The sequence below is a fragment of the uncultured Methylibium sp. genome, assembly GCF_902826655.1.
Taxonomy (GTDB): domain Bacteria; phylum Pseudomonadota; class Gammaproteobacteria; order Burkholderiales; family Burkholderiaceae_C; genus Methylibium.
The window spans coordinates 21053-38585 of the sequence record NZ_CADEFR010000036.1 but is presented as its reverse complement, the minus strand read 5'-3'; the positions used below and the strand labels follow the sequence as shown (position 1 = coordinate 38585).

The 17533-nt window shown below is 71.8% G+C and carries 11 protein-coding genes; 4 read left to right on the top strand and 7 right to left on the bottom strand.

Going from position 1 to position 17533, the window contains the following annotated elements; genetic code table 11:
* Positions 1-863, top strand: an 863-nt coding sequence (locus QZV97_RS14230) for a hypothetical protein (protein WP_295643325.1), incomplete at its 5' end; no start/stop codon positions are given.
* Positions 864-953: 90 nt separating this feature from the next.
* On the opposite strand, the gene QZV97_RS14225 is transcribed toward QZV97_RS14230, so the two are convergent.
* Genes QZV97_RS14225 through QZV97_RS14200 form a run of 6 tightly spaced genes read right to left on the bottom strand, consistent with a single transcriptional unit; the run spans position 954 to position 8915 of the window.
* Complete coding sequence (locus QZV97_RS14225) at positions 954-2300, bottom strand: methyl-accepting chemotaxis protein (protein WP_295643322.1); 1347 nt, start codon at positions 2298-2300, stop codon at positions 954-956.
* Between the two features lie 19 nt (positions 2301-2319).
* Complete coding sequence (locus QZV97_RS14220) at positions 2320-3033, bottom strand: RNA polymerase sigma factor FliA (RefSeq protein WP_295643319.1); 714 nt, start codon at positions 3031-3033, stop codon at positions 2320-2322.
* 46 nt (positions 3034-3079) lie between these two features.
* Positions 3080-4006 carry a flagellar biosynthesis protein gene (locus tag QZV97_RS14215; protein ID WP_295643316.1) on the bottom strand — a complete coding sequence of 309 codons (927 nt, stop codon included), beginning with the start codon at positions 4004-4006 and terminating at the stop codon, positions 3080-3082.
* A 48-nt stretch (positions 4007-4054) separates the two neighbouring features.
* A complete protein-coding gene (gene flhF / locus QZV97_RS14210) occupies positions 4055-5662 on the bottom strand; it encodes a flagellar biosynthesis protein FlhF (protein ID WP_295643313.1) in 1608 nt (535 codons plus the stop codon).
* Positions 5659-7758, bottom strand: coding sequence for a flagellar biosynthesis protein FlhA (flhA, locus tag QZV97_RS14205; protein WP_295643310.1), 2100 nt, complete (start codon positions 7756-7758; stop codon positions 5659-5661). The genes flhF and flhA overlap by 4 nt, the downstream gene beginning before the upstream one ends.
* On the bottom strand, positions 7755-8915 hold the full coding sequence (locus QZV97_RS14200) for a flagellar biosynthesis protein FlhB (protein ID WP_295643307.1): 1161 nt from the start codon (positions 8913-8915) through the stop codon (positions 7755-7757). Before QZV97_RS14200 ends, flhA begins: the two co-directional genes overlap by 4 nt.
* 203 nt (positions 8916-9118) lie before the next feature.
* Between QZV97_RS14200 and QZV97_RS14195 the strand changes: the two genes are divergently transcribed.
* Both QZV97_RS14195 and QZV97_RS14190 read left to right on the top strand, forming a co-directional pair.
* Positions 9119-12358, top strand: coding sequence for a PAS domain S-box protein (locus QZV97_RS14195; RefSeq protein ID WP_295643304.1), 3240 nt, complete (start codon positions 9119-9121; stop codon positions 12356-12358).
* Between the two features lie 112 nt (positions 12359-12470).
* Positions 12471-13064, top strand: coding sequence for a response regulator (locus tag QZV97_RS14190; protein ID WP_295643301.1), 594 nt, complete (start codon positions 12471-12473; stop codon positions 13062-13064).
* A gap of 1 nt (position 13065) precedes the next feature.
* On the opposite strand, the gene QZV97_RS14185 is transcribed toward QZV97_RS14190, so the two are convergent.
* On the bottom strand, positions 13066-14358 hold the full coding sequence (locus QZV97_RS14185) for an ATP-binding protein (protein WP_295643298.1): 1293 nt from the start codon (positions 14356-14358) through the stop codon (positions 13066-13068).
* A 214-nt stretch (positions 14359-14572) separates the two neighbouring features.
* Between QZV97_RS14185 and QZV97_RS14180 the strand changes: the two genes are divergently transcribed.
* Positions 14573-17524 (top strand): response regulator, encoded by a 2952-nt coding sequence (locus QZV97_RS14180; RefSeq protein WP_295643295.1) that lies wholly within the window; start codon positions 14573-14575, stop codon positions 17522-17524.
* The last annotated feature ends 9 nt before the right edge of the window (positions 17525-17533 follow it).

Genomic DNA, 17533 nt, shown 5'->3' with positions numbered 1-17533 from the left:
GCCATCACGTCGCTCCAAACTGCACCGCGCGGCGCGTTGTGCAGACGTTCCCTAACCTAGTGGATCATGACCCTCAGACGCACTTCGTCCTGCCAGATCTCGCGTTTCTAGAGATGACAAAGAGCGCGGAGTGGGAACGCACCCTCAAACAGTCGCTCTCAACTCTGTCCCGCGCGCCGCAACGAGTCCACGCAGCTCACTCCGTCAATAGCGCTCTCGGAGTCGAACTTCGGACTCATCGCTCCGCCGCCAAGCAGATGATGTTCCCTGTTGCCACTGCATTCATCAGGCGCCTTCTTGCCTGGGTAGCAACAGGAGAAGAGAACGAGGCAATTCAGAGAATCCGCGACGAACCCGAGTCACAGCGGGCATCCCTACATGCTGACTACCTCAATCACCCCGAGAACAAGCTCCAACTTGCCGGCCTCATAGAAGGCATTGACAGCTCGATTCCCGCTGCGATTCAGAAACGCATGCGTGCCAATCAGGTAGAGCCCACCGAGTATCTGCGGATCGCCCGTACGCTTTGGGCTGATATCGCATACGGAGTCCTTCTAGATCGCAACGTGGACAGCAACAAGGCCCGCCTGTATCTGAAGCAGCAGCCCGTCTACTCTCGATACATCTTTCTCAACGTCTGGTACTGCATGGGCTGGCTCGCGCGAGGAGGATTCGACTCTCTGCCTGAGAAGGGCGTTACCAACGAGTTCCTTGACCATCAGTACGTCATCACTGCCTCCTCGTTCCATGGGCTACTCACGAAAGAAACCAAGACAAATGAAGCATACGCAGCACTTACCGCTGCCCTCCGGGAGGCTAACCCCTCGCTCGAGCGGACCTGGAGCTTGTATCGGTTTCGTTGAAACGCCGAACTAGCCGAACCACCGCTGTACGCCCACAAGCAAACGGCGCCCCGCAGGGCGCCGTTGCGCGAGAGTGGGGCGCAGCCCCGCTCAGAACTGGAACGCCAGCCTCACCCCGCCCCAGTGCTTGCCTTTCACGACGATCGGCGCCGCCGCTTCCTTCATCAGCACGAAGTTGCCGCCGCCCATGTCGCGGCGGTAGGTCTGCAGCAGGAAGGGGCGCTGGTTGCGCGCCGACGCGAGGCCGGTGCGGTCGTTGAAGACGCGGCGATGGCGGCTGTTGGCGGTGTTCCAGGTCAGGTCGCCGGGACGCTGCGGCTTGCAGTACTGCTGGTTGTGCGTGGCCACGTAGCCGTTGCGGTCGACGGCGATGCAGTAGACGACCTTCCTGCTCAGCCCCAGCATGCGCTCCTGCACCTGCGGGAACAGGCGGTCGGCCAGCGCGACGAAGCGCGTGGTGTGCTGCGGCGGGTTGGTGCCGGCCATCGGTTGGTAGTTCTCGTCGAACAGGTCCGCCAGGCCGATGCTCTGCGTGCGCAGCGCGTCTTCCAGCAGCTTGGAGATCTGGCCGGCCGCGTCCTGCACGCCGCGGATGTAAGGCGTGTCGTCGGTGTCGATGCCGCAGTCGGCCACGACCTCGATGAGCTTCTCGCTGACCTTGAGGAAGGCTTCGCTGCGCGTGGTGGCACCGGCCAGGGTCTGGCTGGCGCGCTGCATCTCGCGGTCGATGGCGGCCATCTGCTCGTTGAGGCCATCGCAGATGGCGCGACTCTGCTGCGCGGCGCTGCTGATGCTGCCGACGCCGCCCTGCACCTCGGCCAGCGCGCGGTGGAAGGCGCCTTGCTCGCCGCCTTCGCGCACCTGGATCTCGCGCGCCAGCGCGCCGACGCGCGTGTCGAGCTCGGCCACGGTGCTCATGATCTGCTTGGACGACGCCTCGACCTTGGCCGACAGGTCCTTCACCGCATCGGCCACGACCGCGAAGCCGCGACCGGCCTCGCCGGCACGACCCGCCTCGACCGACGCGTTGAAGGCGACCAGCCGCGTCTGCAGCGCGATCTGCGTGATCTGTCCGGCGGCCGCGGCCACCTGGCGCAGCGTCTCGACGATGCCGCCGACCTCGCTGCCGACCTGGGCCACCGCGGCGCGGGCGCGCTCGACGGCCTTGAGGCTGTCGGTCGTGGTGCCGGCGATGCTGCCCTGGGCGCGCTGCACCTCGGTGAGCTGGCTGCCCAGCGCCTGCACGGCCTGGGTCTGGCGCTGGTTGAGCTGGTTGCTGTCGTCGATCAGGCCGCGCACCTCGGCGGCGTCGCGCCCCAGGTGCGAGGCCTGCTGGGCGATGGACTGGACGGCGCCGCGCAGGTCGGGCGCGGCCTGCACGGGCGCGGCCTCGGCCTGGACGTCCGGCGCGGCCTTCTTGCTGAAGAGCTTGAGCATGTGGGGACCCCGGCTCGCGTCAGTGGTCGCGCAGCTTGGCGCGCAGGCGGGCGATCGACTGGCTGTGCAGCTGGCACACGCGCGACTCGGTGACGCCCAGCACGGCCGCGATCTCCTTCAGGTTCATGTCCTGCTCGTAGTACATGCTCATGACGAACTGCTCGCGCTCGGGCAGGGTCTTGATCGCGTCGATCAGGGCCAGGCGCATGCGCTGGTCCTGCAGGCGGGCGAGCGGGTTCTCGTTCTCGTCGGCGACGTGGCGGTCCAGGAAGTCGGCATCGCCGTCGTCGCCGGACATGTCTTCCAGGTAGACGAGCTGGGTGCCGCGCACCTTGCCCAGCAGCTCCTGGTAGTCGGTGAGCGACAGGCCCATCTGCCTGGCGATCTCGCCCTCGCTGGGCGCGCGGCCCAGCGTCTGCTGCAGCTTGTGCACCGCGGTCTCGATCTCGCGCTGCTGCTTGCGGTTGCCGCGGCTCATCCAGTCGCTGCCGCGCAGCTCGTCGAGCATCGCGCCGCGGATGCGCTGGGTGGCGAAGGTCTCGAACTGCACGCCCTGCGCGCTGTCGAAGCGCGTCATCGCGTCGGTCAGGCCGATCAGTCCGACCTGGATCAGGTCGTCGATCTCGACGTTGGCCGGCAGCTTGGCAATCATCTGGTGCGCGAGGCGCTTCACCAGCGGGCTGTATTGCTTGAGCGTCGCGTTGGTATCGAGTCGGCCGGCGGCGGTGTACATGACGGGGCTCCTGGCGGGGCGTCGTTCGTTTCGGGACGGATTCGGTTCAGCGCGACCAGGCCATGCGGTCGGCGTGGCGCGGGCCTTGCGCGGGCAGCACGCTGCGCAGGCCGTCGCTTTCGGTCGTCAGCGCGGCGAAGGCGCTGTCGCTCAGCGGCTGGGGCAGGGCGCAGGCCAGCTGCTCGCGCGCCAGGCGCTTGAGGCGCAGGCTCGGGGCGTCGGTGGCGGCCTCGGCCGGGTCGACGGCGACCCAGTCGTGCTGCACGGCCCCCAGGAAGTCGTCGGCGCAGCGCGCCAGGCGCTCGGCCACGCGGGCGGCGCGTTCGGACTCGGGTGGCGCGCTCAGCAGCAGGTCGTGCGCCATCAGGCCGGCGCGCATGGCCAGCAGCTTGATCGCGGCATAGGCATGGGTCACGCTGTCGGCCTGCTCGTCGCACAGCACGACGGGGCGCAGCAGATGGGCCTGCAGCTCCTGCACGCGGCGCGCGAACAGGCGCGCCAGGTCGGAGGCGCTGGCGTGGACCAGCAGCACGTCGGTGTCGGGCGCGGCCTCGGCCACGGCGTCCAGGAAGGCGGAGGTCGAGCCGCTGGCATCGACGTAGCGCAGCGGCAGGCCGCGTGCGGCCAGGTAGCTGACCTGCGAGCTCAGCATCTCGACGCCCTCGGCGAGGTCGAAGTTCGCCAGCTCGACCGGCGCGCGGGCGTTCTCGCCCGCATCGACGACCAGCGTGCGCAGGCCGAGCTCGGCGTAGGCGGTGCACAGGCGCTCGAGCAGCGATCCGCCGAAGGCGATCAGCGGGTTGGAGACGATCGGGATGCAGCGCAGCGTGTGGCTGGTGAAGAGGCGACGCAGGCCCTGGGCCTGGTCGACCGGAGGCGGGGTGATGCGCGTGGCCGGGCCGGGCGGCAGCTCGTCGAGCTGGTTGAACCAGCTGTCGGTGGCGGGGCGGACGGGACGGGAGGCGTGGGACATGGCGCGGAGGGCGGCGTCGGGGGCAGGGGCAGGAAGCCGGGAGCGCGATCAGGCGCGGGCCGCGGTGGCCGGTGCGCGGCGCACGCGCTGCGGCGCGGCGAACACCAGGTTCATCTCGTCGGCGTCGAAGTGGTAGGCCGGGCTGCCGCCCGCGCGCAGCGCGCGGTGCACCAGCGCCTGGCCCGACAGGCGGTGCCAGTCCTCGGGCACGCGCTGACCGTTGGCGATGGCGACGACCTTCTGCTTGTGGCGGATCACCGCGTCCAGGGCCGGGGCCAGCTTGACGGCCTCGTCGAGCTTGCTCAGCACCACGCCGCGGCAGGTGGACGCCCGGTAGGCCGTCATCACGTCGTCGATGGTCTCGCCCTGCGCGGCGGCATTGATCACCAGCAGGCGGTTGATCGACGGATGGGCCAGCATGTCCAGCAGGTCCTTGGTGCGCGCGTCGCGCTGCGCCAGGCCGGCGGTGTCGATCAGGACCATCTTCTTGGCCGACAGCAGGTCGAGCAGGTCCTCGAGCGCGCTGCGGTCGTGGGCGGTGTGCACCGGCACGCCGAGGATGCGGCCGTAGGCGCGCAGCTGCTCGTGCGCGCCCAGGCGGTAGGCGTCGAGCGTGATCAGGCCGAGGTTGGACGCGCCGTGCCGGGTGGCGAAGGCGGCGGCCAGCTTGGCGGTGGAGGTGGTCTTGCCGACGCCGGTGGCGCCGATCAGTGCGAAGACGCCGTTCTGGTCCTCGATCGGCAGCTCGCGCTCACCGGTCATCAGATTGCGTTCCAGGATGTCGGCGGCCCAGGTGTTCTCGTCGATCACCTCGGGCGTCAGGCCCGCCACCAGCTTGCGGATCAGCACCGGCGAGAAGCCGCATTCCAGCAGCTTCTGCGTCAGGCGCGCCTGCGCGGGCTGGCGCTGCAGCTTCTCCATGAAGGCGAGGGCACCGAAGCGCTCCTCGATCAGGCCCTTCATCGAGCGCAGCTCGGACAGCATCTGGGCATCGGCCTGGGCCTCGCGCAGCGCCGGGGCGGCGGCCGAGACCGGCGCGGCGGCGGGCGCAGCCACCGGCGCCGGGCGGGCGTAGGCGACTTCTTCCTGCAGCATCGGCGGGGCGCGGCGGGCCGGCGCCGGGCGCTGGGCCGCCTGCGGCACGGCGGCCGGGTCGGTGTCGAAGCTCGGGGCGTGGACCGGCGCCTGCATCGCGGCGCGCAGCGTGGCGGCCTGCGGCGGGGCGAGCGTCGGCTCGGTGCGCTCGTCGGCGCGCATCGCGGCTTCGCGCTTGCGCAGCATGCGGTCGCGCACGTAGTCCTGGAAGGACAGGGTGCTCATCGCCAGTTGCTCGGCGTCCTGCTGCACCTCGGTCATTGTCGCGGGCGCCTTGGCCGGGGCCTTGGCGGCGGCCGCCGGCTCGGGCAGGCGCGACTCGGGGAAGCGGGACTCGGCAAAGCGCGACTCGGGGAAGCGCGATTCCTGGAAGCGCGACTCGCCGAAGCGCGACGCGGCGTGTTCCTCGACCGCAGCCAGCGCGCCCGGCGCCATCGCCAGCATCTCGATGCCTTCGAAGCAGGGCTTGGTGGACAGCACGACGGCGTCGTCGCCGAGCGCCTTGCGCATCTTCTGCATCGCCTCGCGCGAGGTGCGGCCCGTAAAGCGTTGGACGTTCATGCGGCTGCTCCAATGATCGAACCGATGCGGATCGAATGCGTGTCAGGGATCTCGCTGTGCGACAGCACGCGCAGTCGCGGCGCGGCGCGCTTCAGCAGGCGGGCGATCGGTGCGCGGATCGCGTCGGGCACCAGCAGGCAGGCCGGGTGGCCCAGGTCTTCCTGGCGCTTGGCGGAATCGGCGGCGTGGCGGGTCAGGGTGTCGGCGACGCCGGGGTCCAGCACCGGGCCGTGCGGCGAGCTCAGGGCCTGGGCGAGCAGGCGCTCGAGCTCGGGCTCGATCGCGATCACGTCGAGCTCGCGCACCGGGCCGTAGATCTGCTGCACGATCGACGGGGCCAGCGCGACGCGGATGCGGCGCGCCAGCTCCTGCGGGTCGTTGGCGAGGTTGGCGTTGGTGCCGACGTGCTCGGCCAGCGCCTCGATCACCGAGCGCATGTCGCGGATGTGCACGCCCTCTTCCAGCAGGAGCTGGAGGAGCTTTTGCAGCGCGGCGATCGGGACCATCTTGGGGACCACGTCTTCGATGAGTTTGGGTGCCAACTTCGTCACATGCTCGACCAGCTGCTGCGTCTCGACGCGGCCCAGCAGGCGAGCTGCATTTACTTGCATCAAGTGTGAAAGGTGGGTCGCCACGACGGTCGAGCAATCAACCACCGTATAGCCGGCCAATTGCGCCGCTTCTCGCTGGCGCTCCTCGATCCACGTGGCGGGCAGGCCGAAGGCCGGGTCGGTGGTGGTGTTGCCGAGCAGCGGCGTCGCCACCTGGCCGGGGTTGATCGCCAGCAACATGCCGGGGAAGGCCTCGCCCTCGCCGATGACCGCGCCGCGCAGCGTGAGGCGGTAGACGCTGGGTCGCAGCTCGAGGTTGTCGCGGATGTGCACGGCCGGCGGCAGGAAGCCGACGTCCTGCGCGAACTTGCGGCGCACGCCCTTGATGCGCGCCAGCAGGTCGCCCTGGCGGTCCTTGTCGACCAGCGCGATCAGGCGGTAGCCGACTTCCAGGCCCAGGGTGTCGACCGGCTGCAGGTCGTCCCAGCTGGCCTCGGCGTCGGGCGCCGGGCCGGCCGCGGCGGTCGGGGCGGGCGCGTGCTTCGCGCGCTGCTCGCGCTGGTGCATCCACCAGGCCAGCCAGCCGAGCAGGCCGCCGATCAGCAGGAACACGAAGTGCGGCATGCCCGGGATCAGGCCCAGCAGGCCGATCACGCCGGCGACGATCGCGACCGACTTCGAGGTCTTGAACATCTGGCCGAGGATCTGCTCGCCGACGTCTTCTTCCTTGCCGACGCGCGACACCACCATCGCCGCGGCGACCGAGATCAGCAGCGCCGGGATCTGCGCCACCAGCGCGTCGCCGATGGCCAGCAGGATGTAGCTGTCGGCCGCCTGCCCGGCCGTCAGGCCGTGCTGCACCACGCCGATGACGAAGCCGCCGACGACGTTGATGAAGAGGATCAGCATGCCGGCCATCGCGTCGCCGCGCACGAACTTGCTGGCACCGTCCATGGAGCCGAAGAACTCGGCCTCGTTGCCGACCTCGGCGCGGCGGCGCTTGGCTTCCTTCTCGTCGATCAGGCCGGCGTTCAGGTCGGCGTCGATCGCCATCTGCTTGCCGGGCATGGCGTCCAGCGTGAAGCGCGCGCCGACTTCGGCGATGCGCTCGGCGCCCTTGGTCACCACGATGAAGTTGATGACCACCAGGATCGCGAAGACGATGATGCCGACCGCGAAGTTGCCGCCGATCAGGAAGTGGCCGAAGGATTCGATCACCGCGCCGGCCGCGCCGGGGCCGGTGTGACCCTCCAGCAGCACCACGCGCGACGAGGCCACGTTGAGCGACAGCCGCAGCAGCGTGGTCAGCAGGATCACCGCCGGGAAGGCCGAGAAGTCCAGCGGCCGCACCATGTAGGCGCCGACCATCATCACCATCAGCGCCAGCGCGATGTTGAAGGTGAACAGCAGGTCCAGCAGCAGCGGCGGCAGCGGCAGCACCATCATCGCCAGCACCATCAGCACCAGCATCGGCACCGCGAGGCTGCGGATGGCGCGGGCGTTGGGACCGAGCCAGCGTTGCAGTTGACCAAGCAGGGGGTTCATGCGGCGGCTCCGGCGGCGTTGGGCTGGTTGTGCGGATCGAGTTCTGCAGGCACCGGCAGCTCGGGCAGGGCGCCGGGCATCGGCACCTGGCCGGCGAGCGCGGCGCGCAGCTGGTAGACGTAGGCCAGCACCTGGGCGACGGCGCCGTACAGCGCGACCGGCACCTCGCGGTCGAGCTCGGCGTGGGCGTACAGCGCGCGCGCCAGCACCGCGGCCTGCAGCACCGGCACCTCGGCGGCCCTGGCGGTGTCGCGGATGCGCATGGCCATCAGGTCGGCGCCCTTGGCGACGACGCGCGGCGCGCCGCCCTTGTCCTCGTCGTACTTCAGCGCGACGGCGTAGTGGGTCGGGTTCATCACGACCAGGTCGGCCTTGGGCACGGCGGCGAGCATGCGGCGGTTGGCCATCTCGCGCATGCGCGCCTTGACCTTGCTCTTGACCTCGACGTTGCCTTCCTGTTCCTTGTGTTCCTGCTTGACTTCCTGGTGGCTCATCTTCAGGCGCTTGGCATGCTGGAAGCGCTGCAGCGGCACGTCGACGACGGCGAAGCCGGCCAGCGTCAGCGCCAGCAGCAGCAGGCCGAACATCACGTCGCTGCCGGCCTGGGCGATGGCCGCCGGCAGCGGCAGCTCCAGCGTCGCGGCGAAGGCCGGCATCTGCCGCGCCAGGTAGAAGGCGCCGACCGTGCCCAGCACCAGCGCCAGCAGGCAGCTGCGCAGGGTGTCGATCAGGCGGTCGGCGGACAGCAGCTTGGGCAGGCCGGTCAGCGGATTGAGCTTGCCGAAGTTGGGCATCAGCGGCTTGGTCGTGAAGTTCCAGCCGCCGATCGCGAAGCCGGTCGCCATCGCGACCAGGATGGTCACCGCGCCGACCGGGAGCACGGCCCACAGGAACTGGCCGCCGAAGCTGCCGAAGCGCTCGCCCATGCTGGCGGTCGTCGACAGCGTCTGGGCGTCGAAGCGCAGGCCGCGCTGCAGCAGCGCGGTCAGCCAGCCCAGCGCCGACGGCGCCATCACCGCCAGCAGCGCGATGCCGGCCGCCACCGCGCCGAAGTGGCCGAGGTCGCGCGAACGCGGCAGCTGCCCGTCCTCGCGAGCTTTCTGGAGCTTGCGGGGCGAGGCGGGCAGGTTGCGGTCTTGGGCGCCTTGGTCGGCCATGGGGGGGTCACAGAGGAGGGATCCTTGGCGCCCGATTCTTCCGGGCCAGCCTGCAAACTTGAGCGGGAAAAGCGGCGGCGGGACCGTGCTTTTCTCGGGGCGCGGGCGCGCTGCGGCATGTGCGTGGCGCGCACGGCCGGGCCCCGCGGAGCGTGACGGATTGCACGCCGGCCCCTAAACTCGGTGCCTTCGAAGTCAGCGAGATGCAGCCGGAGAACCAGCCCTTGCTCACCGCCACGCTCGCTGCCAGCCCCTTGCCGACCGGCGCATCGGGCGACCCCGTGGCCCTGTGGCACGACTTCCTCGACACGCTGAGCGATGCGCTGGTCGTGCTGGATCCGGAGTCGCGGGTGCGCTATGCCAACACGGCGGCGCTGTCGCACTGGCAGTGCGAGCCGGCGCTGCCGCTGGCCACGCTGCTGCCGCGGCTCGACGACGACCTGCTCGAGTGGGTCTACGCCGTGCTCGACGGCCGCGCCGACGCCGACGTGGCGCCGCTGCCCGGCCTGACGCTGAGCCCGCTCAGCAACCAGCGCTGGGTGCTGAAGCTGCCGCTGCCGTCGTTCGCGGCCGACCCGCTGCTGCCGCTGCGCGGCCAGCCGCTGGCCGAACTGCAGCGTCTGTACTGGCGGTCGCCCTTCCCGGCGGTGCTGCAGGACGAGTCCTATCTCATCGTCGACGTCAACGAGGCCTTCGTCGACTACATCGGCGTGACGCGCGCCGACCTGCTGGGCCTGGACCCGCTGGCGCTGGTGCCGGCCGAGGACCTGGACCTGTGGGAGGCGACGCGCGAGCAGCTGGCCTACGACCACGAGACGACGGACCTGCCGCCGCTGGTCGAGCGCCGCCTGATCGACGGCCAGGGCCGCGAGCGCTGGTACCGCGGCGCGCGCCGCAACGCGGTCGCGCCCGACGGCCGCCTGCTGCGCCTGACGGTGATGCAGGACTGCACCGCCGAGCACGCCGCGCGCGCCCGCGCCGAGCGCTCGCTGCGCGAGCTGGACCAGTGGTTCGATCTCAGCCCGGTCGGCATGCTGGCCTTCGACGGCGCCGGCCTGGTGTTGCGCAGCAACGCGGTGTTCGAGGCCCTGGTCGGGCGCGTGCCGGTGCTGCTGGGCGAGGCGCCGTCGGCGTTGCGCGACCTGCTGGGCTGGCAGGGGCCGGGCAGCCTGGACGACCTGCAGCCGGGCGGCGACGCGCTCGAGCGCCGCGGCTGGATGGCCGCACCGCGCGGCACGACGCGCCACCTGCGCGCGCGCGTGCGCTGCACCGAGGCCGGCGGCGGCGAGCCGCGCTACATCGCCGTGGTCGAGGACCTGAGCGCCGAGCAGGCGCTGGACCTGGCCGAGGCGCGTCTGGGCGCGCTGGTCGACGCGGCCGGCGTCGAGGTCGCGGTGCACGACGTCGCGCGCGAGCAGATCCTGGCCGACTCGCTGCCGGCCTTCGACCGCCTGCAGGCCGCGCTGCGCGCCGGCGAGGCCGTGCAGGCGCGCTACGCGGTGCGCCATCCGCAGCTGGGCACGCGCTGGCTGCTGACGCGCATCGAGCCGCGCGAGGGCAGTGCGGCGTCAGTCGTGACGCTCGATGTCACCGAACAGGAGCGCAACCGCTCGCGCAGCGAGGAGCTGCTGCGCGAGCTGTCGAGCATCCTCGAGAGTTCCACCGCCGGCATCGCCTACCTGCGCGGCAACATGCTGGTGCGCTGCAACCGCCGCTTCGAGCGCATGCTCGGCATCGCGGCCGGCGCGGTGGCCGGCTGCAGCGTGCGCGAGCTGTTCGCCGCCCAGCCGCAGGCGCGCCTGGTGGTCGACGAGGCCGAGCAGGCGCTGGCCGACGCCGGCCTGTACGAGACCGAGGTCGAGATCCTGCTGCCCGACCGGCCGCCGCAGTGGATCGCGCTGTCGGCGCGGCGCATCGGCCCGGTCGGGCCCGGGCAGGAGGTCGTCGCGGTGCTGTCCGACATCTCGCGCCTGAAGCGCCAGCAGGGCGAGCTCGAGCGCCTGGCCGGCGAGCGCGAGCGCACCGAGGCCGCGATGGGCCAGCAGGCCGAGATGACGCGCGCCATCCTCGACTCGGTCTTCGTCGGCATCGTCACCGTCGGGCCGCTGGGCATCGAGTGGATGAACCGCTCGGCGCGCCGCATGTTCGGCGGCGACCTGGCCGACTTCCATCACCAGCCGCTGGCCTGTGTCGCCACGGCCGAGGCGCAGCACCCGTTCCGGCGGGCGCCGGCGCAGCTGGCGGCGCCGGCGCTGCCGATCGAACCGTCGGGCGCGAGCTTCGAGTGCCGCGTGCAGGCGCGCGACGGCCGGGCCTTCTGGGTGGTCGGCAACGCGGTCGCGACCGGCGACGCCGAACAGCCGCAGCTGACCTACGCGCTGCTCGACATCGACCGGCGGCGCGAGGCCGAGGCGCGCTCGCTGCAGGCCCAGGCCTCGCTGCAGCGCGTGATCGAGATGTCGCCGGTCGCGATCACGCTGTTCGACGCCGGCAGCGGCGCGCTGCGCCAGGTCAACGCGGTGGCCGCCGAGGTGATCGGCCTGCCGGCCGAGCAGATCGTCGGCCGGCGGCCCGAGGAACTGCCGCTGCCGGTCGAAGGCCGCCTGATCGTCGACGACCTGCGCGCCGCGCTGGCCGCCGGGCGCGAGGGCGAGGTCACGCGCCGCGAGTACCGCTACGAGCGCGACGGCCAGACCCAGGTCTGGGACGCCCGCTACCTGCCGCTGGCCCAGCCCGGCCAGCCGCCCGACGCGGTGCTGCAGGTCGCGAGCAACGTCACCGAGCAGCGCACCGCCGAGGCGGCACGCCTGCAGGCCGAGATCGCGCAGCGCGAGATGCTGGTGAAGGAAGTGCACCACCGCATCAAGAACAACCTGCAGGGCGTGGCCGGGCTGCTGACGCAGATCGCGCAGCGCCAGCCCGAGGTGGCCCCGGCCATCCAGGAGGCGGTCGGCCAGGTGCAGGCGATCGCGCAGGTCTACGGCCTGCAGGTCGGCAGCCGCGGGCCGCTGCGCCTGGCGAGCCTGGTCGAGGCCATCGCCGCGGGGCTGTCGCGCGGCAGCGGTCGGACCATCGCGGTGCGGCTGCCCGACGAGCCGGCGGAGGCGCCGCAATGGGCGCTGCCCGAGGCCGAGGCCATCCCGGTCGCGCTGACGCTGAACGAGCTGCTGGGCAATGCCCTCAAGCACGGTGCCGACGGCGCGGTCGACTGCACGCTGGTCGCCGGCCCCGACGACGTGCGCATCGAGATCCGCAACGACGGCCGGCTGCCCGAGGGCTTCAGCCTCGACCGCGTCGGCGCCGGTGTGTTCGGGCTGGGCCTGGTGCGGGCGCTGCTGCCGCGCCGCAGCGCCAGCCTGACGCTGACGGGCGAAGGCGGGCGCGTGCTCGCGAGCGTGACGCTGCGGCCGCCCGGGCTGACGCGGCTGGGCACGCCGGCGTGAGATCCGGCCGGCCCTGATGCCGGGCCGCCACGGAGGGCGGGTCGGCCCGCTTGCGCGCGGCGGGGGCTGATCGAGAATCGGTGCCACAACAACAGGCGGTCCGGGGCGTTCGATGGGAAGCAAAGGCAAGATCCTGGTCGTCGACGACGACCGCCTGGTGCTGGCGACCCTGGCGCACGGCTTGTCCCAGGCCGGCTACGAGGTGATCGACGCCGACAACGGCGACGAGGCCATCCTGCAGGCCCGCGAGCGCCGCCCGGACCTCGCGCTGCTGGACATCCGCATGGAAGGCAAGAGCGGCTTCGACGTCGCCGCCTACCTGCGCGACCACGGCGCCGTGCCCTTCATGTTCCTGTCGGCGTTCTCGGATGCCGCCACCGTGGCGCAGGTGCAGGCGCTGGGCGCGCTGGACCACCTGATCAAGCCGGTCGACATGCAGCAGATCGTGCCGGCGGTCGAGGCCGCCTTCGCGCGGCTGCGCGCCGCCGCGCGGCCCGCCAACGAACCGCTGGCCGTGCACGGCGATCCGCTGACCGACGTCGTGGCGATCGCGATCGGCGTCGTGATGCACCGCTACTCGCTGGCCCGCGCCCCGGCGCTGGACAAGCTGCGCAAGCTGGCCGAGAGCCAGGGCCGCACGATCGAGGCCGAATGCGAGCGCATGCTCGCCGCGGTCGAGCTGCTCTCCGCGCCCGCCAGCCTCTGAATCAGCCGGGCAGGGTGAAGTAGAAGCGGGCGCCGCGATCCGGCTCGGCCTCGGCCCAGATCTCGCCGCCGTGGCGCTGCACGATGCGGCGCACCGAGGCCAGGCCGACGCCGGTGCCGGGGAAGTCGCTGCTGCTGTGCAGTCGCTGGAACACGCCGAACAGCCGGTCGGCGAAGCGCATGTCGAAACCGGCGCCGTTGTCGCTGATGCAGTAGGCGCTGCGCCCTTCGTGGGCGATGCGCCCGAACTCGATGGTGGCGATGCTGCGCTGGCCGCTGTACTTCCAGGCGTTGCCCAGCAGGTTCTCGAGCACCACGCGCAGCAGCGTCGGATCGCCCGCGGCCTGCAGGCCGGGCGCGACGATGACCTCGGCGCGGCGCTCGGGCGACTGGCGCCGCAGGTCCTCGATGACGTAGGCCGCCAGCTGCGACAGGTTGACCGACTGGCGCGCCAGCGGTTGCGCGCCGAGGCGCGACAGCGCCAGCAGCGCGTCGATCATGCTGTTCATGCGCGCGGCTGCGCCGAGCACGCGCTCGAGGTGGTCGTTGCCGACGCGGTCGAGCAGGTGCGCGTAGTCTTCCTTCAGGATGCGGGTGAAACCCTCGACCACGCGGATCGGCGCGCGCAGGTCGTGCGACACGGTGTAGCCGAAGGCGGCCGCCTCGTCGCCGGCCGTGGACGGCAGCGCGGCCTCGACGAGCGGCACCGCGGGTTCCGGCTCGACGGGCACGGCGCTGCCCTCGAAGCCGTCGAAGCGACCGGCGTCGTCGTGGCAGGGCAGGGCGCGCAGTCGCCAGCGTTGCGACACGCCGGCCAGGGCCAGGTCGAGGCCGTCGAAGGCGGCCTGCGCCTGCAGCCGCTCGCGCAGGCGCTCGGCCGAGGCGGCATCGAACAACTGCCACAGGGGCGCACCGACGGCCGGCGGCAGCGAGGCCGCATCGCCCGACGCCGCGGGGCGCAGGTTCACGACGTGGTGGCTGGCGTCGGTGCGCCACAGCGCGCCGTCGACGAGCGCCAGCAGGCGCTGCACGCGCAGCCGCTCGGCGCGCAGGCCGGCCACGTCGGCCTGGCGGCGCCGCTGCCAGCTCAGGCCGGCGAGTGCCGCCACCAGCGCCAGGGCCGCGCCCAGCAGCAGCAGGGCCATCGCAGCGCCGCCCGCCGGCACCGGCAGCTCGGCGGCGCGGGCCGAGGGCGCGATCAGCAGCGTCGCCGCGCCGGCCCACCCCGCCCGTCCCGACGGCCCCGGGACACCGCGCCGCCAGGGCAGGTTCGAACGCGCGGGCGGGGCCGTCATGCGATCGATTCTAGGAGTCGTCCGTGCTCAAGCCGGCGCTCGGTCGGCCGACATCCTTCACGGGGGGTCGAGGCAGCGCTTGGCGAAGGCAGGCGGGCTGCGCCACACTTGCTGCCATGCATCGTCAGGTCCCGGTTGTTCCGCAGACGGCCCGCATGCCGTCTTTCGAGGGCAGGGCGGCGCCATGGCGAGCCGGCCGGCGCCAGGTGAGCCGATGAGCGCCCACGGGCCCGACCCGGTGCCCGCGCAGCCGCAGATGCTGCCGCGCGGCGCCGCGCTGCGTGACATGGCGGTGGCGCGCAAGCTGGCGCTGATCGTCGTGCTGTTCGTGGTGGTCGTGGTCGGCCTGGTCGCGCTGGGCAAGATCAGCTCCGACATCCACTCGGGCGTGCGCGCCTACGTGGCCGGCGAAGGCTACTGGGCCAAGGCCCACCGCGACGCGCTGCAGCACCTCAAGCGCTACGTCGAGACGCGGGCTCCCGAGGATTTCCAGGCCTACCAGCGCGCCCTGCTGGTCAACCAGGGCGACAAGCAGGCGCGGCTCGAGCTGGAGAAGCCGTCGCCCGACCTGGGCGTGGCGCGAGCCGGTTTCCTGGCCGGGCGCAACCACCCGGACGACGTCGACAGCCTGATCTGGCTGTTCCGCACCTTCCGCGACCTGAGCTACCTCGACCGCGCGATCACGCTGTGGGCCGAGGGCGATCGCCTGATCGGCGAGATGAGCGGCCTGGCCGACGCCCTGCGCGCCGAGGTCGAGGGCCGCGGCGACCCGGCACGCATCGCCATGCTGGCCGCCGAGATCGACCAGGTGCACGAGCGCGTCCTGCCGCTCGAGGATGCGTTCTCGGCCACGCTCGGCGAGGCCAGCCGCTGGATCGCCGGCCTGCTGTTCACGGTGCTGCTGGCGACGGCCGGGCTGATGCTGACGCTGGGCCTGCTGGGCGCCAACTACCTGATGCAGCGCATCAACCGGCAGATCGCGAGCCTGCGCGAGGCGGCGCTGCGGGTGGCCGACGACGACTTCGAGCACGAGGTCGAGGTCAGTTCGGCCGATGACCTGGGGCGCCTGGCGACGACCTTCAACGCCATGCTGGCGCGCCTGCGCACGCACCGCGAGGACCTCGAGGCCGGCGCCGGCGAGCTGCAGCAGGCCACCGCCGCCGCCCAGGCGATGGCGCTGAAGGCCGAGACCGCGAGCCAGGCCAAGAGCCAGTTCATGGCGACGATGAGCCACGAGATCCGCACCCCGATGAACGGCGTGCTGGGCATGACCGAGCTGCTGCTGGGCACCGAGCTGGACGCGCGCCAGCGGCGCTTTGCGCAGGCCGTCTACCGCTCGGGCGAGAGCCTGCTAGACATCATCAACGACATCCTCGACTTCTCGAAGATCGAAGCCGGCAAGCTGGAGCTGGCACCGACCGACTTCCGGCCGCGCGCGCTGGTCGAGGACGTGCTGGAGCTGCTGGCGCCGCGCGCGCAGGAGAAGGGCCTGGAGCTCAGCTTCCGCGAGCAGGCGGGCCTGCCGCGCGTGCTGCACGGCGACGCGCTGCGCCTGCGCCAGGTGCTGACCAACCTGGTGGCCAACGCGATCAAGTTCACCGAGCACGGCGAGGTCGTCGTCGAGCTGCGGCGCGTCGGCGCGGTGCCCGAGGGCGAGGAGCCCGAGCCTTCGCGCTGGGTCGAGTTCTGCGTGCGCGACACCGGCATCGGCATCTCGGCCGAGGCGCTGCCGCGGCTCTTCACCGCCTTCACCCAGGCCAGCAGCGGCATGGCGCGGCACTATGGCGGCACCGGCCTCGGGCTGGCGATCTCGCGCCAGCTGGTCGAGCTGATGGACGGCACGATCTCGGTCGAGAGCCGGCCCGGCATGGGCTCGACCTTCAGCGTGCGCCTGCCGCTGGCCGCCGCCGAGGCGGAGTTCGGGACCCAGCCGGCCGACCTGACGCCGCTGCCGGGGCTGCGCGTGCTGGTGGTCGACGACAACGAGACCAACCGCACGGTGCTGGCCAACCTGCTGGGCAACTGGGGCATGGGGGTGGTGACGGCGCTGGACGGCGTCGACGCGCTCGAGCGCCTGCAGGCCGAGCAGGCGGCCGGCAGGCGCTTCGACATCGCCCTGATCGACATGGAGATGCCGCGCATGGACGGCCTGCAGCTGGCGCGCCGGCTGTCGTCCGACCCGGCCCAGGCCGACCTCAAGCTGATCATGCTGTCCTCGGTGAGCGCGCCCGACGAGGCCCGCAAGGCCCAGGCGGCCGGCTTCCAGCGCTTCGTCCACAAGCCGGTGCGCCAGGCCGAACTGCGCCAGGCCATCCTGGGCGTGTCCAGCGGCAGCCCTGCGGTCGGCGGCTTGACGCCGCGCATGGACGCTCACATCCTCGTGGTCGAGGACAACCCGGTCAACCAGGAAGTGATCGCCCAGATGCTGCGCCAGTTCGGCTGCCGCGTGCAGCTCGCCTCGTCAGCCCTGGAGGGCCTGCGGGCGCTGTGCCAGCAGCGCTTCGACCTGGTGATGATGGACATCCAGATGCCGGGCATGGACGGCGTCGAGGCGCTCGGCTGGTTCCGCCGCGGGCCGGGCGAGCGCTTTGCCTTCGTCACGCCGCCGCATACTCCGGTGGTGGCGGTGACGGCCAATGCGCTGGGGGGCGACCGCGAGCGCTTCCTCGGCCTCGGATTCGACGACTACCTTTCCAAACCCTTCCGCCAGAGCCAGCTGCTGCATATGTTGTCCGACCGCCTGAACCCCGGACCGGCCTCGGCCGCCGGCACTCCTGCCGCCGCGCCCGCCGCGTCGCCCGCATCGCCGCCGGCCAGTGCGCTCGACAGCGAGGCGCTGCAGCGCCTGCGCGACCTCGACCCGACCGGCGCCAACCACCTGCTCGAGCGCGTGGCCCAGGCCTTCGACAGCTCGACCGGCCGCCTGCTGCCGCAGCTCGATGCCGCCCATGCCGGCGGCGACCTGGACGGCGTGCGCCACGTGGCGCACACGCTGAAATCCTCGTCCGCCAGCATCGGCGCGCTCAAGTTGTCGGCCCTGTGTGCCGACATCGAAGGCATGATCCGCAGCAACGACGTGCAGGCCCTGGGTCCGCACGTCGCGTCGCTGCGCGACGAGATCGCCATCGTGCGCGAGAACCTGCGCGCGCTGCTCAGCAGTGCCTGACCTGTCGAA